We start from the raw sequence: 23,110 nt of genomic DNA on the forward strand, positions 1-23,110 counted from the left end.
GCAGATAGTGCAGGTCAGACGGTGTGTATGTGCGGGTGCGGCAAATCTGGCATCCGTTCCGGCTCGGCGCTCCCGCTGCACGCCATGGCGGCGGCCGGCGCGGCTGCCGATGCGGCCTCCGCCGGGCTGAAGCGCGCGAACTCGCCGTCATAGCGCTTCGCCAGCGGCCGCGCATAGTCGCCGCGCTTCGCGGTCGCGAGGCGCAGCGCGACGAGCGCCTCGGCCCATTTGACGGCCGCCGTCACGCCTTCCACGACCGGCGCGCCGATCTGCTGCTCGATCTCGTGCGCGAATTCGGCCATCCCCGCGCAGCCGAGCACGATCGCGTCGGCGCCGTCCTCGTCGAGCGCGCGCCGGCATTCGTCGACGATGATCCGCCGCGCGGCCGAACCTGGCCGGTCGAGCTCGAGCACCGCGACGTCGGTCGCGCGCACGTTGCGGCAGAAGCGCTTCATCCCGTAGCGCTCGGCGAGATGCCATGCCATCCCGCAGGTGCGCGCGAGCGTCGTGACGACCGAGAAGCCCGTCGCGACCACGCTCGCCGCGTGCATCGCCGCCTCGGCGATCCCGATCACCGGCCCGCGCGCGAGCTCGCGCGCCGCATACAGGCCCGGATCGCCGAAACACGCGATCACGTACGCGTCGCAGCCGTCGCGCTCGCCCTGTGCGACCTCGGCGAGGAGCCCGGGCGTCGCGAGCGCCTCGTCGTAATAGCCTTCGATCGACGGTGGCCCCATCGGCGGGCTCACCGCGACGATCTCGGTGCCCGCGGCCGCGACTTCACGCGCGCAACGGCCCATCGCATCCGTCATCCGCTGCGTCGTATTGGGATTGATCAGCTTGATCTTCATCGCGCGCTCCTCAGGCCTTCGTGCTCACGAGCAGCCGGTAGAACGCGAAGCCGAGCCCCGCGCCGATGAACCACGAGAAGTTCGCGGCGGCCTGCCAGCCCGGCACCATCACGCAGACGACCGCGATCACCGCGGCCGGCAGCAGCGCGGCGAGCGCGCGGCGGTTCACGCCGCCCGTGTACCAGTAGGTGCCGCTCTCCGACATCGTGTACAGATCGTCGCGCACGAGGCGGCCGCGCTTGACGAGATAGAAGTCGGCGATCAGCACGCCGTACAGCGGGCCGATGAATGCGCCGAGCACGTCGAGCGTGTAGTGGATCACGGCCGGGTTGTTGAACAGGTTCCACGGCGTGATGAAGATCGACGCGACGGCGGCGAGCATCCCGCCCGCGCGCCAGCTGATCAGCCGCGGCGCGACGTTCGAGAAGTCGAACGCGGGCGACACGAAGTTCGCGACGATGTTGATGCCGATCGTCGCGATCGTGAAGGTCAGCGCGCCGAGGATCACCGCGGTCGGATGATCGATGCGGCCGACCGTCGCGACCGGGTCGGTGATCAGTTCGCCGAACACCGGCAGCGTCGCGGCCGTCGTGATCACCGTGACGAGCGAGAACGCGAGGAAGTTGACCGGCAACCCCCAGAAGTTGCCGCGCTTCACGTCGCCGAACGAGCGGCAATAGCGCGAGAAGTCGCCGAAGTTCAGCATCGGCCCGGAGAAGTACGACACGACGAGGGACACGGCCGTGATCATCACCGGAATCACTTCCGCGCCGTGATACTTGACGCCGCCGAGGTTCAGGCCGATGTTGCGCCAGCCCGCGCGCCATACCATGTAGCCGGCCAGGATGAACATCACGACGTAGACGGCCGGGCCCGCGAAGTCGATGAACTTCTTGATCGTCTCCATCCCGTTCCAGAACACGAACGCCTGCAGCACCCACAGCAGCATGAAGCCGGCCCAGCCGACCGCGGACAGCCCGAGGAAGCCGTAACGATGGACGTCCGCATACGGCAGCCATTGCGGGAAGAACTTCAGCACGACGATCACGAGCGCGCTGGACGCGAGATAGGTCTGGATGCCGTACCACGCGATCGCGATCAGCCCGCGGATCACGGCCGGCACGTTCGCGCCGAGCACGCCGAACGTCGCGCGGCACGCGACCGGATACGGCACGCCGATCTGCTGGCTCGGGCGCGCGATCAGATTGCACAGCCGGTTCACGATCGTGATGCCGACGATCAGTGCGATCAGCACCTGCCAGCTCGTCAGCCCGAGCGCGAACAGGCTGCCTGCGAACACGTAGCCGCCGACACTGTGCACGTCCGACATCCAGAACGCGAAGATGTTGTACGAACCCCATGTCTGATTCTTTAGGGGTGCCAAATCTTCGTTGTACAAACGTCGACTGTAACCGTCCGGCAACGCGGAACCGCCGCCCTCGCCGCCTTCTTCCGCCGGATACGCGCTGTCGTGCGCCACACTGAACTGAGCCATGACTTCTCCTTGACGCGGCCGCCCGGCCGCTCCACCGTCATCGATATCGCTCCGGATCGTCGCCCGGAGTCGGACTGGCGGCCGGCGGCGCAAACCGCCGGCCTGCATTGCTCTCGTCGTGTGGCGCGCGGGCCGGTTCGCGTCGCCGCTCAGGCGCCGCCGAACACTTCGCGCAAATCGACCTGCCCTTGCGCGGGCCGGTCCAGCATCTTCAGTTCGACATGCTGCAGGTGGTGCGCCATCAGCGTCACCGCCCGCTTCGGATCCCCCGCTTCCAGCGCGCTCAGGATCTCGTCGTGGTCATCGCACGAGCACGGGCTGCGCCCGTGCGATTCGTACAGTGCCGACATCAGCGTCGAGCGTGCGACGAGCCCGTCGAGGCACTCGCAAAGCGTCGCATTGCCCGTCAGCGCCGCGAGCGCCGTATGGAATTCGCCCGACAGGCGGATCCACGCCGCGAAATCGTGCCGCTCGAACGCCTTGCGTTCCTTGTCGATCAGCGCGGCGACGCCCTTCAGCCGCTTCGCGCCCGGCCCCGTCGCGAGCCGCTCGACGACGGCCAGCTCGATGATCCGGCGCATCTCGAACACCTCGTGCACGTCCTGCAGCGTCGGACTCGCGACGAACGCGCCGCGGTTCGGCTCGAGATCGACCAGCTTGTCGGCCGCGAGCAGCGCGAGCGCCTGCCGGATCGTCCCGCGCTTCACGCCGAACACGTCGCAGAGCTGCGCCTCCGTCAGCTTCGCGCCGGGCGCGAGCCGATGCTCGAGGATCGCGGTGCGGATCCGCTCGGCGATCGCTTCGGGGCCGGCTGTACCGGACGCATGGGAATCGGGCTCGTTCATGATCTGCATCGTGTGATGGTCCTCATCCTAGGATGGACATAAAGATTGTCAACAATTCTTTTCTCTAAACTCGCACAATCCGTGTGCACGCCGTCGCGCCAGATCCGTGCATCGCGCACGAAACCCAGGCACACCGGTCGTTTCACGCTTATTCAATGCGGCTTACGGTGTATACCCTTCCGGCTATTTTGTTGACAAAAATGGTGCACGCCATGAGACAAACCCGATCGGTGGTGACGGAAATTTATGACCGTTAGTTGCACGCATACTCAAAGAAAAGGCGGGGAACCCCCGCCTTTCGATGGTGCCTGCCCAGCTTAGCCGAGATATGGATAGTCCGACAGCGTAAGCCGGAAACCGTGCGCATTCGCGACGAGCTGCGCCTGCGCGCCGAACGGCAGCGTCAGCAGGTCGGGCACATGGCCGAACTGCAGCCCCGTCACGACCGGGATGCCGATCACCGCGCGAACCTGGTCGATCATCGCCTGCATGTCGTAGCCGTTGTCGTAGTCGAACGGCCGCGCGCCCGTGAACTGCCCGAGCACGAGCGCCTGCTGGCGCGCGAGCAGCCCCGACAGATGCAGTTGATAGATCATCCGTTCGATCCGGAACGGCTGCTCGTTGACGTCCTCGATGAACAGGATGCCGCCTTCGATATCGGGCATGTACGGCGTGCCGACGAGCGACGTCAGGATCGCGAGGTTGCCGCCCCACAGCGTGCCCGTCACGTTCACGGTCTGCACCTGCGGCGCTTCGGTGATGATCGTCGTGGTCGGCTGCGACAGCGTCTGCCAGAAGTGTTGCATCGTGAAGTCGCTCGGTGTTTCCGCGCCGAAGTCGGCCGACAGCATCGGGCCGCCGAAGGTCTTGATGCGCGCCTTCGCGTACAGCGCGAGCTGGACCGCGGTGAAGTCGCTGTGGCCCACCAGCGCGATCGGCTGGTCGCGCAGGCGGCGCTCGAGCCCGCGATAGTCGAGCCCGTGCAGGATGCGGGCGGCACCGTAGCCACCGCGCACCGCGAGCCCGATGTCCGGCAGCGCACGCTCCGGATCCGCCAGCCGATTCAGGTCGCCTGCCCGCTCGCCGTCGGTCCCGCCGAAGCGCTGAAAGCGGCGCTGCGTCGCCTCGATGTTCTCGATGCGCTGTTGCGCGCCGCTCAGGCGTTCGAGCGCGCGATTGATCGCGTCGGGATCATGCGGATAACCGGACGGCGCCAGCAGGCGGATGGTGTAGGACGCGGCGGGCTGGAAGGACATGGCGGAAGGGTTCAGGGTCGTCAAACCTGCTTAGAGGGTCCGAACCGTCTCGGGTTCACGGAACCGGGCAGCCCGCCCCGCTTCGGGGGACGGGCGCGTTCGGGGGCGCGTGCTTATGACGCGCCGGCTTCGGCGTCGCGGGCGAGCCGCGCTTCGCGCAGCGCGCGGCGGCGTTCCGCGAAGAACGACTTCAGCGCGGCGCCGCACTCGTCGGCGAGCACGCCGCCGGTCACCTCGGTATGGTGGTTGAGCTGCGGATTCGCGAACGCGTCGATCACGCTGCCGCACGCGCCCGTCTTCGGATCGGCGGCGCCGTAGACGACCCGTGCGATGCGGGCGTGCATGATCGCGCCCGCGCACATCAGGCATGGCTCGAGCGTCACGTACAGCTCGCAGCCGGGCATCCGGTAGTTCTGCAGATGCTGCGCGGCCATGCGCAGCGCGGCCATTTCCGCATGGGCCGACGGGTCGTGCCCGCCGATCGGATGGTTGAAGCCGCGCGCGATCACCTCGTCGCCGCACACCAGCACCGCGCCGACCGGCACTTCACCGGCCGCGCGCGCCTCGTCGGCGGCGGCCTGCGCGAGACGCATGAAATGCAGGTCGCGCGCCGACACGGGTGCGGCTTCGGGAACGGGAGAATCGGTAGAGGCAGCGGATCCGGCTGCCGCGTCGTGCAGCGCGTCGACGCTCACATCGGCCCCGCTTCGGCGGGCATGTCGTCGAGCCCGCGCTCGCAGAGGCGCTCAGCGATGCGCCGGCAATAGTCGCGCGGCATCACCATCGGGCCGCCGCGCAGCGATTCGAGCGCCATGTCGAGCGCGAGGATCTTCGCCTGCAGCCGACAGCGCGCGGCGCGGTCGCTGACCGCCTGCAGTTCGTCCTGCAGGTTGCGCAGCGCGCGCAGTTGCTCGACGGCCGGCGGCACGAAGCCCGCGTTCTTCAGGATACGGTTGGCCACCCGCACCTCCTCGGGTACGAGCAGGTCGTCATCCAGCGCCTGCGGCGCGCCGGTACCCGGCAAATCGTCGAACTCGCCCCGCGCGGCGGCGGCGGCGATTCGTTGTTCGACCAGTGCGTCAAGCAGTCTCATCAGTCAATCGGAACAATGCGGCAGCCGAATTCTAGCAGGGTGACGCGTGTATGACAGGCCATTCGAACGGATGCTCGATATTGTGGTTTTAGGGGCCGAATCCGCGCGCATGCATGCCGATCGCCGCGACTTGCCGCTGTGCTGCGCCGCAGCAGGCTTCGCGGGGATTTGGCGCGTGTGTGGCCTGATTTGTGCATGCGCCGCCGCCCCCGGTTTTTTTTATTTTCGTCGGCACGAACTCGCAGTCGTCATCTCGCGGAAATCGCCATTTCAGAGCGGCCAGGTCATGCGGCAACCGGCTGCGAACGTTCCTTGGGAAACGGCCGGAACATCATCGCGACGAGGAACGCGCCGATGCCGATCGCGAACGATCCGAGGTACAGCCAGCCGTAGCTACCCAGCGCATCGACGATCAGGCCGCCGGCGACCGGCCCCGCCGCCATCCCGAGGCTGCCGGCCATCGCGCAGCCCCCGATCACGGTGCCCATCATCCGCAGCGGGAAGTTCTCGCGCGCGAGCACCGCATAGAGCGGCATCACGCCCGCATAGATGAAGCCGAACAGCGTCGCGACCGCGTAGAAGCCGTCCAGCGTGCGCACGAAGTAATAGCCGAGCGCGCCCAGCGCCTGCGCGAGCAGCCCCGCCACCAGCATGCGCTTCGCGCCGAGGCGGTCGCCCAGCAGCCCGAACGCGATGCGTCCGCCCATGCCGGCGAGCCCCTCGACGCTGTAGATCGACACCGCGGCGATCAGCGGGATCCCGCAGGTCACCGCGTAGCTGACCGTATGGAAGATCGGGCCGGAGTGCGTCGCGCAGCAGAAGAAGTTGGTCAGCACCAGCACGATGAACTGCGGCGAGCGCAGCGCGCCGCCGACCGACAGCGGCGCGGTCGCGGGCCCGCCCGCCGGCGTCGGCCCCGCGTGCGGCTCATCGAGCGCGGGCGCACGGCGCACGAGCAGCGACGCCGGAATCATCACGACGGCGGCCAGCGCGGCGATCGCCAGCATCGACGTGCGCCAGCCGTGACCCGACACGAGCCAGGCCGCGAGCGGCGCCATCGTCATCGGCGCCATGCCCATGCCGGCCGACACCAGCGATACCGCGAGGCTGCGGTGCGTGTCGAACCAGCCGGTCACGCAGGCCATCATCGGCGCGAACACCGCGGCCGTCGCACTCCCGACGGCCAGCCCGAAAATCAGCTGGAACGCGAGCAGCGACGGTGCACGGCTCGCGAGCGCCAGGCTCGCCGACAGCAGCACGGCGCCCGTCACGACCACCACGCGCGTGCCGATCCGGTCCGACAGGCTGCCCCAACCGATGCTCGCGAAGGCCATCGCGATGAAGCCGAGCGTCATCGCGGCGGAAATGCCGGTCATCGACCAGCCGGTGTCGCGTGCAATGGCCCGCAGGAACACGGGCAGCGAGAACATCGCGCCGATCGCGATGCAGCCCATCAGGCCGCCCGCGGCGACGATCACCCAACGATAGCGGGAATCAGGCATCTGGTCTCTCCTTTCTCTCCGTCGTACAGGCATCGATCAGGAACCGGACCGCGGCCGCCCGGCCAGCCCGGTCGATATCAACACGACGAACGGCGTACCGGAAAATCGACACGCACGACGCCGGCCAGCGCGAATGTCCGATCGTCGGCCACTGCGAGCGACCGACCGGGGGCAAATCCCGACGCGCATCGGCCGCGCCGCCGCGCCCCTTTTCCGGAATCGGAAAGTCGAAATCAGAAATCGTTGGTTGGGACGCGCGAGCGCGCTCACTACACTCGAGCCATCTTGTCATAACAAGTTGACCGATGACCCCACCCAACGTCGTGCCGCTGTCGGCGGCCCCGCTCTACGTGCAGATCAAGGACACGCTGCGCGCACGGATCCTCGACGGCACCCATGCGCCGCACAGCAGGATGCCGTCCGAGCACGAACTGTGCGCGATGTTCGACGTGAGCCGCATCACGGTGCGTCAGGCGCTCGGCGACCTGCAGAAGGAAGGCCTGCTGTTCAAGTTGCACGGCAAGGGCACCTTCGTGTCGAAGCCGAAGGCGTTCCAGAACGTGACGTCGCTGCAGGGCTTCGCCGAGGCGATGTCGTCGATGGGCTACGAGATCGTCAACCAGCTGCGCAGCGTTCGCACCATGAAGGCCGACCGCCATCTCGCAACGAAGCTGAACGTGCCGGAAGGCGCGGCGCTCGTCGAGATCCACCGCGTGCGGATGCTCAACCGCGAGCCCGTGTCGCTCGAACAGACATGGGTGCCCGAGGCGCTCGGCAAGCGGCTCGCGGGCGCGGATCTCGCGACCCGCGACATCTTCCTGATCCTCGAGAACGATTGCGGCGTGCCGCTCGGCCACGCCGACGTGTCGATCGACGCGATCCTCGCCGACGATGAAATCGTCGATGCGCTGCGCGTCGAGGAAAGCAGCCCGGTGCTGCGGATCGAGCGTCTGACGCATGACGCGTCGGGTACGCCGATCGACTACGAACACCTGTACTTCCGCGGCGACGCCTTCCAGTACCGGTTGCGCATCGATCGGCAGAAGGCGCTCCAACCTGCAAGGAACCCGCAATGAATACCCATGTACTCGAATACGACATCGTCGTGGTCGGCGGCGGCACGGCCGGCCCGATGGCTGCGATCAAGGCCAAGGAGCGCGACCCGTCGCTGCGCGTGCTGCTGCTGGAGAAGGCCAACGTGAAACGCAGCGGCGCGATCTCGATGGGGATGGACGGCCTGAACAACGCGGTGATCCCCGGCCATGCGACGCCCGAGCAGTACACGCGCGAGATCACGATCGCCAACGACGGGATCGTCGACCAGGAAGCCGTCTACGCATATGCGACGCACAGCTTCGCGACAATCGAGCAGCTCGACCGCTGGGGCGTGAAGTTCGAAAAGGACGGCACCGGCGACTACGCGGTGAAGAAGGTGCACCACATGGGTTCGTACGTGCTGCCGATGCCGGAAGGACACGACATCAAGAAGGTGCTGTACCGGCAGCTGAAGCGCGCGCGCATCGCGATCACGAACCGGATCGTCGCGACGCGCGTGCTGACCGACGCGCAGGGCCGCGCGAGCGGCGTGCTCGGCTTCGACTGCCGCACCGCCGATTTTCACGTGATCCGCGCGAAGGCCGTGGTCCTGTGCTGCGGCGCGGCCGGCCGTCTCGGGCTGCCGGCGTCCGGCTACCTGATGGGCACGTACGAGAACCCGACCAACGCGGGCGACGGCTACGCGATGGCGTACCACGCGGGCGCGGCGCTCGCGAACCTCGAGTGCTTCCAGATCAACCCGCTGATCAAGGACTACAACGGCCCGGCCTGCGCGTACGTGACGGGCCCGCTCGGCGGCTTCACCGCGAACGGCAAGGGCGAGCGCTTCATCGAGTGCGACTACTGGAGCGGCCAGATGATGTGGGAGTTCTACCAGGAACTGCAAAGCGGCAACGGTCCGGTGTTCCTGAAGCTCGACCACCTCGCCGAGGAAACGATCCAGACCATCGAGCAGATCCTGCACACGAACGAGCGGCCGAGCCGCGGCCGCTTCCATGCGGGACGCGGCACCGACTACCGGCGCCAGATGGTCGAGATGCACATCTCCGAGATCGGTTTGTGCAGCGGCCACAGCGCGTCCGGCGTGTACGTGAATGCGCGCGCGGAAACGACCGTGCCGGGGCTCTACGCGGCCGGCGACATGGCGGCCGTCCCGCACAACTACATGCTCGGCGCGTTCACCTACGGCTGGTTCGCCGGGCAGAACGCCGCCGACTACGTGGCCGGCCGCGATCACGCGCCGGTGGACGACGAACAGGTCGCCGCCGAACGCACCCGCGTGCTCGCGCCGCTCACGCGCGAGCGCGGCCTCGCGCCGGCGCAGGTCGAATACAAGCTGCGCCGCATGGTGAACGACTATCTTCAACCACCGAAGGTGACGCGCAAGATGGAAATCGGCCTGCAACGTTTTGACGGAATTACTGAGGATATCGAAGAAATCAAGGCGGATCACCCGCATGAACTGATGCGCGCGGCCGAAGTGCGCGCGATCCGCGACTGCGCCGAGATGGCCGCGCGGGCGTCGCTGTTTCGCACCGAGAGCCGCTGGGGACTGTATCACCATCGCGTCGACTTCCCGCATCGCAACGACGCCGAATGGTTCTGCCACACCTGGCTGCGCAAAGGCGTCGACGGCACGATGCGCAGCGAGAAGCGGTCGGTCGAACCCTATGTCGTGCCGCTTGCCGACGACGAACGCGGCGCGTACGCGCAGTTGCGCATCCGCGAACCGGCCGCACGCGCGGCCGTACTCTGACTCCGAGGAGCCTTACCGTGCCCCATACCCCGCACGACATCTTCCTGCGCAGCAGCGCGCCCGTGACGATCGACGAGGACCGCTGCATCGCCGACAAGGGCTGCACCGTCTGCGTCGACGTGTGCCCGCTCGACCTGCTCGCGATCGACGTGACCAAGGGCAAGGCGTACATGCAGTTCGACGAATGCTGGTACTGCATGCCATGCGAACGCGATTGCCCGACCGGCGCGGTCAAGGTGGACATTCCGTACCTGCTGCGCTGATGCCGCGCGCCGCCGGCGCGGCGCTTTCCCACTACCGTGCTCACGACACATGAAACCTGCGCTGCGCGTGCGTCGACATCACGCGCTGCTGCCTGGCGCTGCTTTGCCCCACGCGCCGGACTGCTACGAGTTTTCAACCATGACCGCTTCTTCCCCTACTTTCCCGCTGCCGGACGCACACGATTCCGACCATGCCGCGCTCGTCTCGCGCGTTGCCGCAGCCGATGCATCGGTGCGCCGCATTGCGCTGCTCGAACTCGCCGATCTCGAGGATCCCGCGCTCGTGCCGACCTTCGTCGCGGCGCTGCGCGACGATCCGTCCGCGGACGTACGCGGCGAAGCCGCACGTGTGCTTGCCGCGTGGGAACAACCCGATGTCGTCGATGCGCTGTGCCGTGCGCTGCTCGATCCCGACGACGGCGTGCGCGCGATCGCCGCGCAAAGCCTGTCCGAACTGAAGGACGTCGCGTCCGGCGCCGTGCTGTGCCGCTGGGCCGAACACGCCGAACCGTTCGTGCTCGTCGCCGTGCTGCGCGGCTTGCGCGAACTGCGCGATCCCGCCGCATTCGCGCCGGCGCTACGCGCGCTCGACGCGCCGGTGCCGGCCGTGCGCGCCGAGGCCGTCGCCGTGCTCGGCTGGCTCAAGGACGTCCGCGCGCTGCCGCCGCTCGCGCGCATCGCAACGACCGACACGCAAGCGGACGTGCGGCGCATCGCGATCGGAGCGGTGGGATTCGCGGCGCCCGACGACGCGGCCGTCGTCACCGCGTTGCTGGCGGTGCTACGCGACGCCGCGTGGCAGGTACGCGAGGAAGCCGCCGCGACGCTCGGCAAGCTGCGTGTCGCGGCTGCACGCGCGCAGCTCGTCGCCGCGCTCGACGACGATTACTGGCAGGTGCGCTTGCGTGCGGTGCGCGCACTCGGGCAATTGCGCGACGCGGCTACGGCGCCGGCCGTCGTCGGACTGCTGTCGCATGCGATCAGCAACCTGCGCAAGGAGGCGGCACTCGCGCTTGGCGAGCTGCGCGATCCGGCGACGCTGCCCGCGCTGCGCGGCGCGCTGGACGATCGCGATCCCGAGGTGCGCAAGGCCGTGCGGATCGCGATCGCGCAGGTCGGAGATGACGCACGATGATGATGCCGACCGAGATCCGCGTCGATCATGCGGCGCGTGCGTTGGTGCTGCACTGGCCGGACGGCGACACGCAACGCATCGGCTATGCGCGGTTGCGCAGCGATTGCCCGTGCGCCGGATGCCGGAAGATCCGTCTCGGTGGCGGTCGGGTCACCGCGCAACCCGGCCTGACGCTGGACGGCGTGGAAGCCGCCGGCTACGGCATCCGCCTGCTGTTCGGCGACGGTCATGCACGCGGCATCTATCCGTGGCCGTATCTGGCGGAACTCGGTAAAGACCGGGCGGATACGACCGCCTGCTTGTCGACGCAGCGCTGAGATGCCATCCCGGCTCGCACGGCACAAAAAACGCCCGGCAGGTTCCCCTGCCGGGCGTTCGCATCGTCCGATGCCGTGATTGGCTACCGAGGCACGCCTCGGCGCCGCATCACTCCCATTCGATCGTCGCCGGCGGCTTGCCCGAGATGTCGTACACCACACGGTTGATCCCGCGCACCTCGTTGATGATCCGGTTCGACGCACGGCCGAGCAGCGCGTACGGCAGGTGCGCCCAGTGCGCGGTCATGAAATCGGTGGTCTGCACCGCGCGCAGCGACGTCACGTAGTCGTACGTGCGGCCATCGCCCATCACGCCGACCGACTTCACCGGCAGGAACACCGCGAATGCCTGACTCGTCAGGTCGTACCAGGTCTTGCCGACGTCGGCCTCGCCGCACAGGCCGGCTGCCGCGTCCTGCGTCGTCGCGGTCGTGCCGCGCAGTTCCTCGATGAAGATCGCATCCGCGCGACGCAGCAAGTCCGCGTATTCGCGCTTCACTTCGCCGAGAATCCGCACGCCGAGGCCCGGGCCCGGGAACGGATGGCGGTACACCATCTCCGGCGGCAGACCGAGCGCGACGCCCAGTTCGCGCACTTCGTCCTTGAACAGGTCGCGCAGCGGTTCGAGCAGCTTCAGGCCGAGTGTTTCCGGCAGGCCGCCGACGTTGTGGTGGCTCTTGATCGTCGTCGCTTTCTTCGTCTTCGTGCCGCCCGACTCGACCACGTCCGGATAGATCGTGCCCTGCGCAAGCCACTTCGCCTTCGACAGCTTCTTCGCTTCGGCCTGGAACACCTCGACGAATTCACGGCCGATGATCTTGCGCTTCGCTTCCGGATCGGTCACCCCGGTCAGGTGGCCGAGGAACTGCTCGGATGCGTCGACGTGCACGACCTTCGCATGCAGGCGGCCCTCGAACATGTCGAGCACCATCTTGCCCTCGTTCAGGCGCAGCAGGCCGTGGTCGACGAACACGCAGGTCAGCTGGTCGCCGATCGCGCGGTGGATCAGCGCGGCCGCGACGCTCGAATCGACGCCGCCCGACAGGCCGAGAATCACTTCCTCGTCACCGACCTGCTCGCGAATCTTCGCGACGGCTTCCTCGATGTGGTTGCTCATGATCCAGTCGGGCTTCGCGCCGGCGATCTGCAGCACGAAGCGTTCGATGATCTGGCGGCCCTTCACCGTGTGCGTGACTTCCGGGTGGAACTGCACCGCGTAGTAACCGCGCGCCTCGTCGGCCATGCCGGCGATCGGGCAGCTCGGCGTCGACGCCATCAGCGCGAAGCCCGGCGGCAGCTCGGCAACCTTGTCGCCGTGGCTCATCCAGACCTTCAGCATGCCGTGGCCTTCGGCCGTCATGAAATCCTCGATGCCGTCCAGCAGGCGCGTATGGCCGTGCGCGCGCATTTCCGCGTAGCCGAACTCGCGGTGGTCGCTCCACTCGACCTTGCCACCGAGCTGCACGGCCATCGTCTGCATGCCGTAGCAGATGCCGAGCACCGGCACGCCGAGATCCCAAACAGCCTGCGGCGCGCGCAGTTGATGGTCTTCGTACGTGCTCGCGTGGCTGCCCGACAGGATCACCGCCTTCGGCGCGAACTCGCGGACGAACTCGTCGGACACGTCGTTCGGGTGGATTTCGCAGTAGACGTGCGCTTCGCGCACGCGGCGCGCGATCAGTTGGGTGACTTGCGAACCGAAGTCGAGAATCAGGATTTTGTCGTGCATGGCTGCGGACGGGATGAAGAGAATAAGAAAAGCAGCGCACGAAGCGCTGCGTCAATAACAGGGACAACGGCGTCGGGCGGCAGGCGGCTCGCGCGACGCATCGCCGGTCAATCCCGCGACGGCGGGCGCGCGTCGAATGCGACGCTGCCTGACAATCGGTCGGATGCGGCCGGCGTGGCTGCCGCGGCCGGCGCCGCAGGCGCGACCGGACGGCCGACGACCGGTTCGACCCGCTGCTGCGGTGCGGAGGCCGGCGCCGGTTCGACCGGACGCTTCGCATCGCGGGCCTCGAGCACCAGCGCCTTCTCGCGCCGCCGCACGGCCGATGCGAGCCGCACGCCGCCGAGGCCGAGCACGATCAGCGCAATACCGGCCATCGCCGACAGCACGCGGCCAGCGGCCGCGAGCGCGGGACCGTTGCCGGTGCCGAACGACCACACGACCGTCAGCACGCCGATCAGCCAGTTCACATGGCCGACCACGCGCGCGACCGGCGTCGTGAGTTCGCCGTTGACCGCCGCATGGAACGCGAGCCACGCGAGCCCGAGCAGCGCGATGCCGAACGCCTGGCCGAGCATCGCCGGCTGGATGTTCGCGAGTTGCAGCGCGTTGAACAGCGCCTGCCAGGGTGTCAGCACGAACAGCACGCCGAACCCCAGCAGCAGCATGGCATCGACGATCAGCACGGCTCGCAGCAGCGGTTTCATCGGCGATCAGTCCACGTGGTAGTTCGGTGCTTCCTTCGTGATCTGCACGTCGTGCACGTGCGACTCGCGCATGCCCGCCGCGGTGATCTGGACGAATTCGGCCTTGTCGTGCAGCTCGTCGATCGTGCGGCAGCCGCAGTAGCCCATGCTCGCGCGCACGCCGCCGACCAGCTGGAACAGGATCGCGTTGACCGAGCCCTTGTACGCGACGCGGCCTTCGATGCCTTCCGGCACGAGCTTGTCGATGTTCGCGGAGTTGTCCTGGAAGTAGCGGTCCGCCGCGCCGTCCTTCATCGCGCCGACCGAACCCATGCCGCGATACGACTTGTACTGGCGGCCCTGATACAGGAACACGTCGCCGGGCGCCTCTTCGGTGCCCGCGAACATGCTGCCCATCATCACCGCGTTCGCGCCGGCCGCGAGGGCCTTCGACACGTCACCCGAGAAACGCACGCCGCCGTCGGCGATGCACGGCACGCCGGTGCCCTTCAGCGCTTCCGACACGTTCGCGATCGCGCTGATCTGCGGCACGCCGACGCCCGCGACGATCCGCGTCGTGCAGATCGAGCCCGGGCCGATACCGACCTTGACCGCGTCCGCGCCGTATTCGACGAGCGCCTTCGCGGCAGCTGCCGTCGCGATGTTGCCGCCGATCACCTCGACGTGCGGGAAGTTCTGCTTGACCCAGCGCACGCGCTCCAGCACGCCCTTGCTGTGACCATGCGCGGTGTCGACGACGATCACGTCGACGCCGGCCTGCACCAGCAGCTCGACGCGCTCTTCGTTGTCGGGGCCGACGCCGACCGCCGCGCCTGCGCGCAGCTTGCCGTGTTCGTCCTTGCACGCATCCGGATGTTCGGTCTGCTTCGTGATGTCCTTGACGGTCATCAGGCCGCGCAGTTCGAACGCGTCGTTGACGACCAGCACGCGCTCGAGGCGGTGGCTGTGCATCAGCGCCTTCGCTTCGGCGAGCGGCGTGCCTTCCTTGACCGTGACGAGACGCTCGCGCGGCGTCATGATCGATTTGACCGGTTCGTCGAGGCGCGATTCGAAACGCAGGTCGCGGTTCGTGACGATGCCGACGAGCTGCGGGCCTTCGACGACCGGGAAGCCCGAGATGCCATGCTGACGCGACAGCGCGATCACGTCGCGCACCTTCATCTGCGGCGGAACCGTGATCGGGTCGCGCACGACGCCCGATTCGAAACGCTTGACTTTCGCCACCTCGCGGGCCTGCTCGGCCGGCGTGAGGTTCTTGTGGACGATACCCACACCACCCTGCTGCGCCATCGCGATCGCGAGGCGACCTTCGGTGACCGTGTCCATCGCGGCGGACACGAGCGGCATGTTCAGGGAGATGTTGCGGGTCAGCTTGGTCTTCAGGCTGGTGTCACGCGGGAGAACGTCGGAGAAGGCAGGAACGAGGAGCACGTCATCGAAAGTGAGTGCTTTTTGGATCAGACGCATGGCAAATCCTATGGGCGCAAAAGCGAATTATACGCGAAGCGCTGCGAATTTTCACAACACGAACAACGGGTTAGCCGCCTTCGAGCGTTCGGGGGCCGAATCGTTCGGATCGCCGTTCGGTTCGTTTTCGATCGCTTTTCGTTTCACCCGGGCATCGACCCATTCGCGCAGCCGGCCGGAATTCGGGCCGATCGAGCGTCATTGCCGTACAACGCGGCAACCGAAGGCGCCCCCGCTCGATGCGCGTCGGCGGCCTCGAGCGCCGCTAGGCGAGCCCCGCCGCGGCGCACGCGATCGTCGCTGCTCCGGCGCCGGTCGCGACGCCTCCGACGATCCGCGCGACGCGCTCGCCCGCCGGAACCAGCCGCTCGGCGGCGATGGCCACCGTCACGACCGACATCACGCGCAGATCCATCATGCCGGCCGCCAGTGCAACGGCCATCAGGTTCCCGCAGCAGGCGCCGCACCGCAGGGCAACCCGCACGCCGTGCCGCCATGCGGCGCCGGCCCCCGCCCGCCGCGCACCTTCGTCATCCGGTGCATGCCGGCAGCAGGCGAGCCGGCGCATCTTCCAGCCGGAAAACTGCAGCACGCCGGCGCCAAGCATGACCGCTCCGGCAGCAAACGGCATCGCGGCAGCAAGTGCGGACAGCCGCGTGGCGGCCGCCGCCAACGCCGCGCCGACAGGAAACACCACCGCACCGACCGTCATCCACACCGAGAAATACCCGGCGCCCACGATCGCGACGAACCATGCCGCACGCGCGTCGCCCACCGGGCCGAGGCTTTGCCGATATCGCCAGAGCATTGGCGCCAGCACCGGCAGCATCATCGTCACCGTCATCGCGCCCCACATGCCGGCGAACCCGGCGACCGCGCGCCCTGCCCGCCATCCGCACGGCCGGAGCCACGCGGCCGACAGCGTCCAGCCGCCCGCCATCGGCATGCCGCCGATCGCATCCATCGACGCGTGCTGCGCGAGCGTCGCCCACACGGCGGCGGCGAACACCGCGGCGAGCGCCGCGCCGAACGCGAGCCTGCCGCCAGCCGCAGCGCCGGTCGCAGCCGGTTTCGTCGCGATGTCCATCACTCGCTCCCGTTGCGGTTCCACCCGCACTCAACCGCGTGCGTATTCGTCATGACGACGCCACCACACGCCCGTCTCGTTGCGCCCGAGCGGCGCGCGATCGAGCCACTGGTACATGCCCCACAGTCCGTCGAGCCCGCGCGCGTAGGTCGAATACGTGTGATAGACGACGCCGTCCTCGCGCACGAACGCGCTCATCCCCGGCCGGTCGCGCGAGTACGTGGCGGCGTCGGTGCCGCACGTCGCCGCGAACTGCGCGACGGCGGCCGGCGGGGGGTCCATGTCCATCGCGTGGCCGGCCCGCGCGTAGTTGTATTCGACGTCGCCCGCGCGCTGCTGCGCTTCGGTGAACGACACGTTGAAGTCGAAATTGAACGCGCCGCCGTCCGACGATGCCCACGGAAAGCGCCAGCCCATCCGCTGCCGGTACGCGAGCAGCTTCGCGAGCGGCGCGCGCGACACCGCGGCGAGCGTCACGTCGTGGTTCGCGAGGTGGACCGCGAAGCCGTCGAAGCCATCGGCCAGCGCCGAGCACGACGGGCAGCCGGCCTTGTAGTCGGGGCCGAACATGAAGTGATAGACGAGCAGCTGCGAGCGGCCGCCGAACAGGTCGTCGAGCGTCGCCGGGCCGTGTTCGGTATCGAACCGGTAGGTCTTGTCGACGCGCACCCACGGCAGCGCCTGGCGCCGCCGCGCGAGCTCGTCGCTCTGCCGTGTCAGTGTCTTTTCCGCGTCGAGCAGCGCGCGGCGCGCGGCCAGCCATTCGGCGCGTGTTCCGGTGAGATGGGTCGTCATTGCGGGTTCCTCCTTGGGACAGGGATCCGGGCACGGCGCATCTGCCGTGTGCGTGGTGCTAGATTAGGGCCGGGCATCGGACGGCAGGGAGTGACAACTGTGTCGGGATTCGGATGGATTCGCTGATCACGGCCGCGGCGCGCGCGCTCGCGGCGGGCGACCCGCTCGGCGCGCTGAACCGCGTCGCGTTGCGCGACGACGCGCCGGCGCTCGCGTTGCGCGGCATCGCGATGGCGCAGCTCGGCGATTTCGAGCGTGCGCGGACGCTCGTGCGCGGCGCGGCCCGCGCATTCGGCGCGAAGGAGGCCGTCGCGCGGGCGCGCTGCGTCGTCGCGGAAGCCGAGATCGCGCTGGCGTCGCGGGATCTCGGCTGGCCGTCGCGGTCGCTCGACGCCGCCTGCGCGACGCTCGACGCGCATGGCGACCACGCGAACGCCGCGCATGCGCGCTATCTCGTCGTGCGCCGGCTGCTGCTGATCGGGCACGTCGACGACGCCGAACGCCGGCTCGCGAGCCTCGATCCCGCATCGCTGCCGGCCGCGTCGCGCGCGGCGCACGAACTGATCGCGGCCGGCATCGCGATGCGCCGCATCCGCCCGCACGCGGCGCGCCTGGCCCTCGCCCGTGCGCGCGCGGCCGCACATGACGCCGGCATCGCCGCGCTGACCGCCGAAGTCGACACGGCCGCGCGCGTGCTCGATACGCCGGCCGCGCGACTCATTGCGCGCGGCGCGTCGCGGCTCGTGCTGCTCGACGAGGTCGAGGCGCTGCTGGAATCGAACGCACTCGTCATCGATGCATGCCGCCACGCGGTGCGCGACGCGCGCACGACCGTGTCGCTCGCGCGCCGGCCGGTGCTGTTCGTGCTCGCCCGCATGCTCGGGGAGGCATGGCCCGGCGACGTGTCGAGAAACGCACTCGTCGCCGTGGCGTTTCGCGCGAAACACGCGGACGAATCGCATCGTGCCCGCCTGCGCGTCGAGATCGGCCGCCTGCGCGCGATGCTCCGGCCGCTCGCGAACGTCACCGCGACGCCGCACGGCTTCGCGCTCGAACCGCTCGGCCCGCGCGAGACCGTCGTGCTCGCGCGCCCCGTCGACGACCGCCACGCGGCCGTGCTCGCGCTGCTCGCCGACGGCGAGGCGTGGTCGAGTTCGGCTCTGGCCCTCGCGCTCGGTGCGAGCCAGCGCACCGTCCAGCGTGCGCTCGACACACTCGCCGAAGCGGACAAGGTGCAGGCGCTCGGCCGCGGCCGCGCGCGCCGCTGGATGACGCCGCCGCTGCCCGGTTTCGCGACGACCTTGTTACTCCCCGCGCCGCTGCCGGGCGACTAGGATGGCTACACCACCGACGAGGCGACAGACATGAAACGCTCCACCGCAAACATCCTCCGCGAATACGGCCCGTTTCCGGGCGGCGACGGCGTGCACGGCGTCACGTTCGACGGGCAGCACGTGTGGTTCGCATCCGGCGACAAGCTGAACGCGCTCGACCCGGAACGCGGCACGACCGTGCGCACACTCGACGTCGCCGCGCACGCGGGCACCGCGTTCGACGGGCGCCACCTGTTCCAGATCGTCGAGGACCGCATCGAGAAGATCGATCCCGATTCGGGCCGCGTGCTCGCGACGATCCCCGCGCCCGGCGGCGGCGCCGATTCCGGGCTCGCGTGGGCCGAAGGCACGCTGTGGGTCGGCCAATACCGCGAGCGCAAGATTCATCAGGTGGATCCGCAATCGGGCGCCGTGCTGCGCACGATCGAATCGAACCGCTTCGTCACCGGCGTGACATGGGTCGACGGCGAGCTGTGGCATGGCACGTGGGAGGCAGACGAGAGCGAGCTGCGGCGGATCGACCCGCGCACCGGGCAGGTGCTCGAGCAGGTCGACATGCCGCCCGGCGTCGGCGTGTCGGGGCTGGAGTCCGACGGTCGCGACACGTTCTACTGCGGCGGCGGCAACAGCGGCAAGCTGCGCGCCGTACGCCGCCCCGCGCGGTCACCCGCGGCGGGCGACGGTGCGGCGGCGGCCGAACCGGCCGAGGGCTGATCCGTCGATCATCGCAGCGCGTGCCTGCCCGCCCCGATCCGCGACAAACAGGACCGGATCGCGGTCGATCCCGAACCCCACCCGCTTCCGAGTGCAGGAATGAACAAGACGCACTCGCGCCGCCATCGCTAAGATGCGCGCTCGTCAGTCTTTCGTTCGGAGCAGTCGATGCAGCGCGGTGTGGTGTATGGCGTCCTGGCAGGCGCGTTGTGGGGCATGGTGTTTCTCGTGCCGCGGCTGATGACCGACTTCTCGCCGCTGCTGCTGAGCGCGGGCCGCTATGCGATGTACGGCCTCGTGTCGCTGGCGGCGGCGTTGCCGGCCGCCCGCTCGCCGCTCGCGCGGCTGACCCGCGAGGATCTCGTCGCGCTCGTGAAGCTCGCGCTCGTCGGCAACGTCGCGTACTACATGCTGCTGTCCGGCGCCGTGCACCTGATCGGCATCGCACCCAGCTCGCTGATCGTCGGCGTGCTGCCCGTGACCGTTACGCTCGCGGGCCTCGGCGACCACGGCGCGGTGCCGCTGCGGCGGCTCGCCGCCCCGCTCGCGCTGGTGATCGCCGGCATCGTCTGCATCAACGTCGATCTCTTCACATCGGAAGCCGCGCACGCGACGACGCTCGGCCAGAAGCTCGCCGGCATCGCGTGCGCATGCGGTGCGCTGGCAAGCTGGACCTGGTACGCGGTCGCGAACGCGCGCTACCTGCAGCGCCACCATCATTTCGGCGGCAACGAGTGGTCGGTGTTGTGGGGCGTCGTGACGGGCGTGATCGGCAGTCTCTGCTGGCTCGTGATCCTCGCGCTGCCGGCCGGCATGGCGCAGGCGGCCGTCCCGGCATCGCGCTGGCAGCTGTTCTGGCTGCTGAACCTCATGCTGGCGATCGGCGCGTCGTGGCTCGGCAACGGACTGTGGAACGCCGCGTCGAAGCGGCTGCCGCTCACGCTGGCGGGCCAGCTGATCGTGTTCGAAACCGTGTTCGCGATGCTCTACGCGTTCGTCTACGACCACCGGATGCCGCGCACGCTCGAGATCGCGGCGCTCGCGCTGCTGCTGGCGGGCGTCTATGCGTCGGTGCGCCGCCACGGCGACACGCACGCGGGCGGCGGCGCTACGCCCGGCCGCGCGAACGTCACGGCCCACTGATCGGGGCCGCGCCTGGTCTGACGAATCGGAACGAATGCGCCGGAGGGGTGCCGCAGCGACGCGTCAGCGCGCGTCCTTGTGCATCCACTTGCGGCCCTCGACGGAGCCCTCGCGGCGGGTCTTGTCGACGCGCCGCTGGCGCGCGAGCTTCGGATCGACGATCAACGGTCGGTAGATCTCGACCCGGTCGTGGTCGGCGAGCGGCGCGTCGAGCGGCGCGAGCTTGCCGAACACGCCGGTTTTCGCGTGGGCGAGATCGATCTCCGGGTGCAGCGCGAGCACCCCGCTCGCGTCGATCGCCGCGCGCACGGTCGCGCCTTCGGGCAGCGACACCGGAATCAGCGTCTGGCGATCCGGCAGCGCATAGCAGACTTCGATCGACAGCATCGTGTCACCCCTTCCCGTAGCGCTGGTCGGCGCGCTTCACGAACGAATCGACGAACGTGTTCGCGATATGGCTGAACACCGGCCCGATGATCTTCTCGAGCAGGACGCTCGAGAACTCGTAGTGCAGCGCGAATTCAATCTTGCACGCATCGGCGCGCAGCGGAATGAAGCGCCACGAGCCCGTGAACTTCTTGAACGGGCCGTCCGCGAACTCCATGTCGATCCGCGTCGGGCGCTGCTGCGTGTTGCGCGTCGCGAAATGCTGCTTGATACCCTTGAAGTTGATGTCGATGCGCGCTTCCATCCCGCGGTCGTCCTGACGGCGAATCTCGACGCCGCCGCACCACGGCAGGAAATTGGGGTAATCGGCCACGTCGGTGACGAGGTCGAACATCTGTTCCGCCGAATGACGGATCAATACTGTTTTCTGGACATCTGCCATAAATCGCGCGGCATCGCTCGAAGTGAGAACGCAAGGCCGGGCGATTCTCGCCCCGCTTTGCTAAAATCGTGATTTTAAACGAGTTGGCCCAATCCTTTCATGAGCATCATCGACAACAGGAAAGCGCACTTCGATTATCACATCGAGGAACGCTACGAGGCGGGGCTCGTGCTGGAGGGCTGGGAAGTCAAGGCGCTGCGCGCCGGGCGCGGCCAGATCAAGGAAGGCTACGTCGTCGTCAAGAACGCCGAGATCTTCCTGATCGGCACCCACATCAGCCCGCTGCCCGAAGCCTCGACGCACATCCACCCCGATCCGGTCCGCACGCGCAAGCTGCTGCTGCACCGCGAGGAAATCAAGAAACTGATCGGCAAGGTCGAGCAGCGCGGCTACACGCTCGTGCCGCTGAACTTCCACTACAAGGGCGGTCGCGTGAAATGCGACATCGCGCTCGCGAAGGGCAAGAAGCTGCACGACAAGCGCGAAACCGAGAAGAAGCGCGACTGGGAACGCGAAAAGGCCCGCATCATGCGCGCCGGTACCTGACGCACCCGATCCGCATCGCAAACGACACGGCCCGCTCGAAGCGGGCCGTGTTGCTTTGTATCGCGTGATTCGTGTGCATGCCGATCGAGCAGTTGATCAGCGCCCCGGATGACACCGTGCGCCGCCCGTCACCACGCAAAAGGTATCGCGATTCCACCGTGCGACGATTCGCCGCATGCTCCGCGCATGCCACGCCCGCCGGCGCCTGGAACCGCGCGTGCGCTCAGCCCTTCCCGCCCTCGGCCGGCACGGCGTTCTTGACGATCGTCAGCGCCGACGCGATCGCGGTGCCGAGATCCGACAGGTTCGCCGGCACGATCAGCGTATTGCCCTGTTTCGCGAGGTTCGAGAACGCGCCGACATATTGTTCGGCGACCTTCAGGTTCACGGCATCCATCCCACCCTGCGACTGGATCGCGCCCGCGATCTTCTGGATTGCCTGCGCGTTCGCCTCGGCCACCGCGAGAATCGCGGACGCCTCGCCCTGCGCCCGGTTGATCGCGGCCTGCCGCTCGCCTTCGGACTTCTGGATCGCGGCCTCGCGCGCGCCCGACGCGAGGTTGATCTGCTCCTGCTTGCGGCCTTCGGATGCGGCGATCAGCGCGCGCTTTTCCCGCTCGGCGGTGATCTGCGCCTGCATCGCGTGCAGTATCTCCTTCGGCGGCGTGAGGTCCTTGATCTCGTAGCGCAGCACTTTCACGCCCCAGTTCGCGGCGGCCTGGTCGAGCGCCGACACGATGTTGTGGTTGATGAAGTCGCGCTCCTCGAAGGTCTTGTCGAGTTCGAGCTTGCCGACCACCGAGCGCAGTGTCGTCTGCGCGAGCTGCGTGATCGCGAGCACGAAGTTGCTCGACCCGTACGAAGCCTTCATCGGATCGGTGACCTGGAAGTACAGCACGCCGTCGACCTGCAGCTGCGTGTTGTCGCGCGTGATGCAGACCTGGCTCGGCACGTCGAGCGGAATTTCCTTCAGCACGTGCCGGTAGGCGATCCGGTCGACGAACGGCAGCACGATATTGAGGCCGGGCGACAGCGTCGCGTGATAGCGCCCGAATCGTTCGAGCACCCACGCATGCTGCTGCGGCACGATCTTCACCGTCTTCGACACGATCACGATGGCGATGACGAGCAGGACGACCCAAATGATCAGCGAATCCATGAAATGTTCTCTCCTTGTTTTGTCCGTGGAT

General features: G+C 68.1%; 24 protein-coding genes. 9 read left to right on the plus strand and 15 right to left on the minus strand.

What is annotated here, in order from left to right; genetic code table 11:
* Window positions 1-14: 14 nt before the first annotated feature.
* The 7 genes from FFI87_RS10055 to FFI87_RS10090 form a co-directional block, all read right to left on the minus strand.
* Window positions 15-851 carry an aspartate/glutamate racemase family protein gene (locus tag FFI87_RS10055; protein ID WP_138847539.1) on the minus strand — a complete coding sequence of 279 codons (837 nt, stop codon included), beginning with the start codon at window positions 849-851 and terminating at the stop codon, window positions 15-17.
* Window positions 852-861: 10 nt separating this feature from the next.
* Entirely contained in the window at window positions 862-2,346 is a 1,485-nt protein-coding gene (locus tag FFI87_RS10060) for an NCS1 family nucleobase:cation symporter-1 (RefSeq protein WP_138847538.1), read from the minus strand.
* 149 nt (window positions 2,347-2,495) lie between these two features.
* Window positions 2,496-3,200 (minus strand): GntR family transcriptional regulator, encoded by a 705-nt coding sequence (locus FFI87_RS10065; RefSeq protein ID WP_012364108.1) that lies wholly within the window; start codon window positions 3,198-3,200, stop codon window positions 2,496-2,498.
* Between the two features lie 308 nt (window positions 3,201-3,508).
* On the minus strand, window positions 3,509-4,447 hold the full coding sequence (gene ldcA, locus FFI87_RS10075; protein WP_012364109.1) for a muramoyltetrapeptide carboxypeptidase: 939 nt from the start codon (window positions 4,445-4,447) through the stop codon (window positions 3,509-3,511).
* Window positions 4,448-4,560: 113 nt separating this feature from the next.
* Window positions 4,561-5,142 (minus strand): tRNA adenosine(34) deaminase TadA, encoded by a 582-nt coding sequence (gene tadA / locus FFI87_RS10080; protein ID WP_175711078.1) that lies wholly within the window; start codon window positions 5,140-5,142, stop codon window positions 4,561-4,563.
* A complete protein-coding gene (locus FFI87_RS10085) occupies window positions 5,139-5,540 on the minus strand; it encodes a DnaJ family domain-containing protein (protein WP_006760552.1) in 402 nt (133 codons plus the stop codon). The genes tadA and FFI87_RS10085 overlap by 4 nt, the downstream gene beginning before the upstream one ends.
* A gap of 284 nt (window positions 5,541-5,824) precedes the next feature.
* The gene (locus FFI87_RS10090) at window positions 5,825-7,042 is read right to left on the minus strand and encodes an MFS transporter (protein WP_138847537.1); all 1,218 of its coding nucleotides are present in this window, start codon (window positions 7,040-7,042) and stop codon (window positions 5,825-5,827) included.
* A gap of 305 nt (window positions 7,043-7,347) precedes the next feature.
* On the opposite strand from FFI87_RS10090, the gene FFI87_RS10095 reads away from it, so the two are divergent.
* From FFI87_RS10095 to FFI87_RS10115, 5 genes are all read left to right on the plus strand, one after another.
* On the plus strand, window positions 7,348-8,118 hold the full coding sequence (locus FFI87_RS10095; RefSeq protein ID WP_138847536.1) for a GntR family transcriptional regulator: 771 nt from the start codon (window positions 7,348-7,350) through the stop codon (window positions 8,116-8,118).
* Window positions 8,115-9,854: a fumarate reductase/succinate dehydrogenase flavoprotein subunit gene (locus tag FFI87_RS10100; protein WP_138847535.1), complete on the plus strand. Its 1,740-nt coding sequence runs from the start codon at window positions 8,115-8,117 to the stop codon at window positions 9,852-9,854. The genes FFI87_RS10095 and FFI87_RS10100 overlap by 4 nt, the downstream gene beginning before the upstream one ends.
* A gap of 17 nt (window positions 9,855-9,871) precedes the next feature.
* Window positions 9,872-10,117 (plus strand): ferredoxin family protein, encoded by a 246-nt coding sequence (locus tag FFI87_RS10105; protein ID WP_006755644.1) that lies wholly within the window; start codon window positions 9,872-9,874, stop codon window positions 10,115-10,117.
* 139 nt (window positions 10,118-10,256) lie between these two features.
* A complete protein-coding gene (locus tag FFI87_RS10110; protein WP_138847534.1) occupies window positions 10,257-11,252 on the plus strand; it encodes a HEAT repeat domain-containing protein in 996 nt (331 codons plus the stop codon).
* Window positions 11,249-11,569 (plus strand): gamma-butyrobetaine hydroxylase-like domain-containing protein, encoded by a 321-nt coding sequence (locus FFI87_RS10115; RefSeq protein ID WP_012364115.1) that lies wholly within the window; start codon window positions 11,249-11,251, stop codon window positions 11,567-11,569. Before FFI87_RS10110 ends, FFI87_RS10115 begins: the two co-directional genes overlap by 4 nt.
* Before the next feature lie 109 nt (window positions 11,570-11,678).
* On the opposite strand, the gene guaA is transcribed toward FFI87_RS10115, so the two are convergent.
* The 5 genes from guaA to FFI87_RS10140 form a co-directional block, all read right to left on the minus strand.
* Complete coding sequence (guaA, locus tag FFI87_RS10120) at window positions 11,679-13,298, minus strand: glutamine-hydrolyzing GMP synthase (RefSeq protein WP_138847533.1); 1,620 nt, start codon at window positions 13,296-13,298, stop codon at window positions 11,679-11,681.
* A gap of 107 nt (window positions 13,299-13,405) precedes the next feature.
* Window positions 13,406-14,005, minus strand: a complete 600-nt coding sequence (locus FFI87_RS10125) for a hypothetical protein (protein WP_138847532.1) — start codon at window positions 14,003-14,005, stop codon at window positions 13,406-13,408.
* Between the two features lie 6 nt (window positions 14,006-14,011).
* Window positions 14,012-15,472: an IMP dehydrogenase gene (gene guaB, locus FFI87_RS10130; protein WP_006761441.1), complete on the minus strand. Its 1,461-nt coding sequence runs from the start codon at window positions 15,470-15,472 to the stop codon at window positions 14,012-14,014.
* Between the two features lie 265 nt (window positions 15,473-15,737).
* A complete protein-coding gene (locus FFI87_RS10135) occupies window positions 15,738-16,559 on the minus strand; it encodes a DUF2182 domain-containing protein (RefSeq protein ID WP_138847531.1) in 822 nt (273 codons plus the stop codon).
* 30 nt (window positions 16,560-16,589) lie between these two features.
* The gene (locus FFI87_RS10140) at window positions 16,590-17,354 is read right to left on the minus strand and encodes a DUF899 domain-containing protein (RefSeq protein WP_138847530.1); all 765 of its coding nucleotides are present in this window, start codon (window positions 17,352-17,354) and stop codon (window positions 16,590-16,592) included.
* Between the two features lie 113 nt (window positions 17,355-17,467).
* On the opposite strand from FFI87_RS10140, the gene FFI87_RS10145 reads away from it, so the two are divergent.
* The 3 genes from FFI87_RS10145 to FFI87_RS10155 all read left to right on the plus strand — a co-directional run bounded on the left by FFI87_RS10145 (window position 17,468) and on the right by FFI87_RS10155 (window position 20,545).
* Window positions 17,468-18,688: a hypothetical protein gene (locus tag FFI87_RS10145; RefSeq protein ID WP_012364120.1), complete on the plus strand. Its 1,221-nt coding sequence runs from the start codon at window positions 17,468-17,470 to the stop codon at window positions 18,686-18,688.
* A gap of 30 nt (window positions 18,689-18,718) precedes the next feature.
* Window positions 18,719-19,402 carry a glutaminyl-peptide cyclotransferase gene (locus FFI87_RS10150; RefSeq protein ID WP_012364121.1) on the plus strand — a complete coding sequence of 228 codons (684 nt, stop codon included), beginning with the start codon at window positions 18,719-18,721 and terminating at the stop codon, window positions 19,400-19,402.
* Between the two features lie 168 nt (window positions 19,403-19,570).
* Window positions 19,571-20,545, plus strand: a complete 975-nt coding sequence (locus FFI87_RS10155; RefSeq protein WP_138847529.1) for a DMT family transporter — start codon at window positions 19,571-19,573, stop codon at window positions 20,543-20,545.
* 63 nt (window positions 20,546-20,608) lie between these two features.
* On the opposite strand, the gene FFI87_RS10160 is transcribed toward FFI87_RS10155, so the two are convergent.
* Window positions 20,609-20,932: an RnfH family protein gene (locus tag FFI87_RS10160; RefSeq protein WP_006752170.1), complete on the minus strand. Its 324-nt coding sequence runs from the start codon at window positions 20,930-20,932 to the stop codon at window positions 20,609-20,611.
* Between the two features lie 4 nt (window positions 20,933-20,936).
* Entirely contained in the window at window positions 20,937-21,374 is a 438-nt protein-coding gene (locus tag FFI87_RS10165) for a type II toxin-antitoxin system RatA family toxin (RefSeq protein WP_138847528.1), read from the minus strand.
* Between the two features lie 99 nt (window positions 21,375-21,473).
* Here FFI87_RS10165 and smpB point away from each other — a divergent pair, with 99 nt between their 5' ends.
* A complete protein-coding gene (gene smpB / locus FFI87_RS10170; RefSeq protein ID WP_006752168.1) occupies window positions 21,474-21,920 on the plus strand; it encodes an SsrA-binding protein SmpB in 447 nt (148 codons plus the stop codon).
* 223 nt (window positions 21,921-22,143) lie between these two features.
* Here smpB and FFI87_RS10175 read toward each other — a convergent pair whose 3' ends face one another.
* Window positions 22,144-23,079, minus strand: a complete 936-nt coding sequence (locus FFI87_RS10175) for an SPFH domain-containing protein (RefSeq protein WP_011657272.1) — start codon at window positions 23,077-23,079, stop codon at window positions 22,144-22,146.
* Window positions 23,080-23,110: the final 31 nt, after the last annotated feature.

The sequence above is a fragment of the Burkholderia sp. KBS0801 genome, assembly GCF_005937855.2.
In the GTDB taxonomy this organism is placed as follows: Bacteria; Pseudomonadota; Gammaproteobacteria; order Burkholderiales; family Burkholderiaceae; genus Burkholderia; species Burkholderia ambifaria.

What these genes read in the sequence shown, in the direction of transcription:
- FFI87_RS10085 (WP_006760552.1), bottom strand. Translation starts at nt 5,540, where the DNA reads ATGAGACTGCTTGACGCACTGGTCGAACAACGAATCGCCGCCGCCGCC.
- guaA (WP_138847533.1), bottom strand. Translation starts at nt 13,298, where the DNA reads ATGCACGACAAAATCCTGATTCTCGACTTCGGTTCGCAAGTCACCCAA.
- FFI87_RS10115 (WP_012364115.1), top strand. Translation starts at nt 11,249, where the DNA reads ATGATGATGCCGACCGAGATCCGCGTCGATCATGCGGCGCGTGCGTTG.
- FFI87_RS10110 (WP_138847534.1), top strand. Translation starts at nt 10,257, where the DNA reads ATGACCGCTTCTTCCCCTACTTTCCCGCTGCCGGACGCACACGATTCC.
- FFI87_RS10140 (WP_138847530.1), bottom strand. Translation starts at nt 17,354, where the DNA reads ATGACGACCCATCTCACCGGAACACGCGCCGAATGGCTGGCCGCGCGC.
- ldcA (WP_012364109.1), bottom strand. Translation starts at nt 4,447, where the DNA reads ATGTCCTTCCAGCCCGCCGCGTCCTACACCATCCGCCTGCTGGCGCCG.
- FFI87_RS10090 (WP_138847537.1), bottom strand. Translation starts at nt 7,042, where the DNA reads ATGCCTGATTCCCGCTATCGTTGGGTGATCGTCGCCGCGGGCGGCCTG.
- FFI87_RS10100 (WP_138847535.1), top strand. Translation starts at nt 8,115, where the DNA reads ATGAATACCCATGTACTCGAATACGACATCGTCGTGGTCGGCGGCGGC.
- FFI87_RS10165 (WP_138847528.1), bottom strand. Translation starts at nt 21,374, where the DNA reads ATGGCAGATGTCCAGAAAACAGTATTGATCCGTCATTCGGCGGAACAG.
- FFI87_RS10155 (WP_138847529.1), top strand. Translation starts at nt 19,571, where the DNA reads ATGCAGCGCGGTGTGGTGTATGGCGTCCTGGCAGGCGCGTTGTGGGGC.
- FFI87_RS10125 (WP_138847532.1), bottom strand. Translation starts at nt 14,005, where the DNA reads ATGAAACCGCTGCTGCGAGCCGTGCTGATCGTCGATGCCATGCTGCTG.
- FFI87_RS10135 (WP_138847531.1), bottom strand. Translation starts at nt 16,559, where the DNA reads ATGGACATCGCGACGAAACCGGCTGCGACCGGCGCTGCGGCTGGCGGC.
- FFI87_RS10145 (WP_012364120.1), top strand. Translation starts at nt 17,468, where the DNA reads ATGGATTCGCTGATCACGGCCGCGGCGCGCGCGCTCGCGGCGGGCGAC.
- FFI87_RS10175 (WP_011657272.1), bottom strand. Translation starts at nt 23,079, where the DNA reads ATGGATTCGCTGATCATTTGGGTCGTCCTGCTCGTCATCGCCATCGTG.
- FFI87_RS10095 (WP_138847536.1), top strand. Translation starts at nt 7,348, where the DNA reads ATGACCCCACCCAACGTCGTGCCGCTGTCGGCGGCCCCGCTCTACGTG.
- guaB (WP_006761441.1), bottom strand. Translation starts at nt 15,472, where the DNA reads ATGCGTCTGATCCAAAAAGCACTCACTTTCGATGACGTGCTCCTCGTT.
- smpB (WP_006752168.1), top strand. Translation starts at nt 21,474, where the DNA reads ATGAGCATCATCGACAACAGGAAAGCGCACTTCGATTATCACATCGAG.
- FFI87_RS10055 (WP_138847539.1), bottom strand. Translation starts at nt 851, where the DNA reads ATGAAGATCAAGCTGATCAATCCCAATACGACGCAGCGGATGACGGAT.
- FFI87_RS10160 (WP_006752170.1), bottom strand. Translation starts at nt 20,932, where the DNA reads ATGCTGTCGATCGAAGTCTGCTATGCGCTGCCGGATCGCCAGACGCTG.
- FFI87_RS10065 (WP_012364108.1), bottom strand. Translation starts at nt 3,200, where the DNA reads ATGCAGATCATGAACGAGCCCGATTCCCATGCGTCCGGTACAGCCGGC.
- FFI87_RS10060 (WP_138847538.1), bottom strand. Translation starts at nt 2,346, where the DNA reads ATGGCTCAGTTCAGTGTGGCGCACGACAGCGCGTATCCGGCGGAAGAA.
- FFI87_RS10150 (WP_012364121.1), top strand. Translation starts at nt 18,719, where the DNA reads ATGAAACGCTCCACCGCAAACATCCTCCGCGAATACGGCCCGTTTCCG.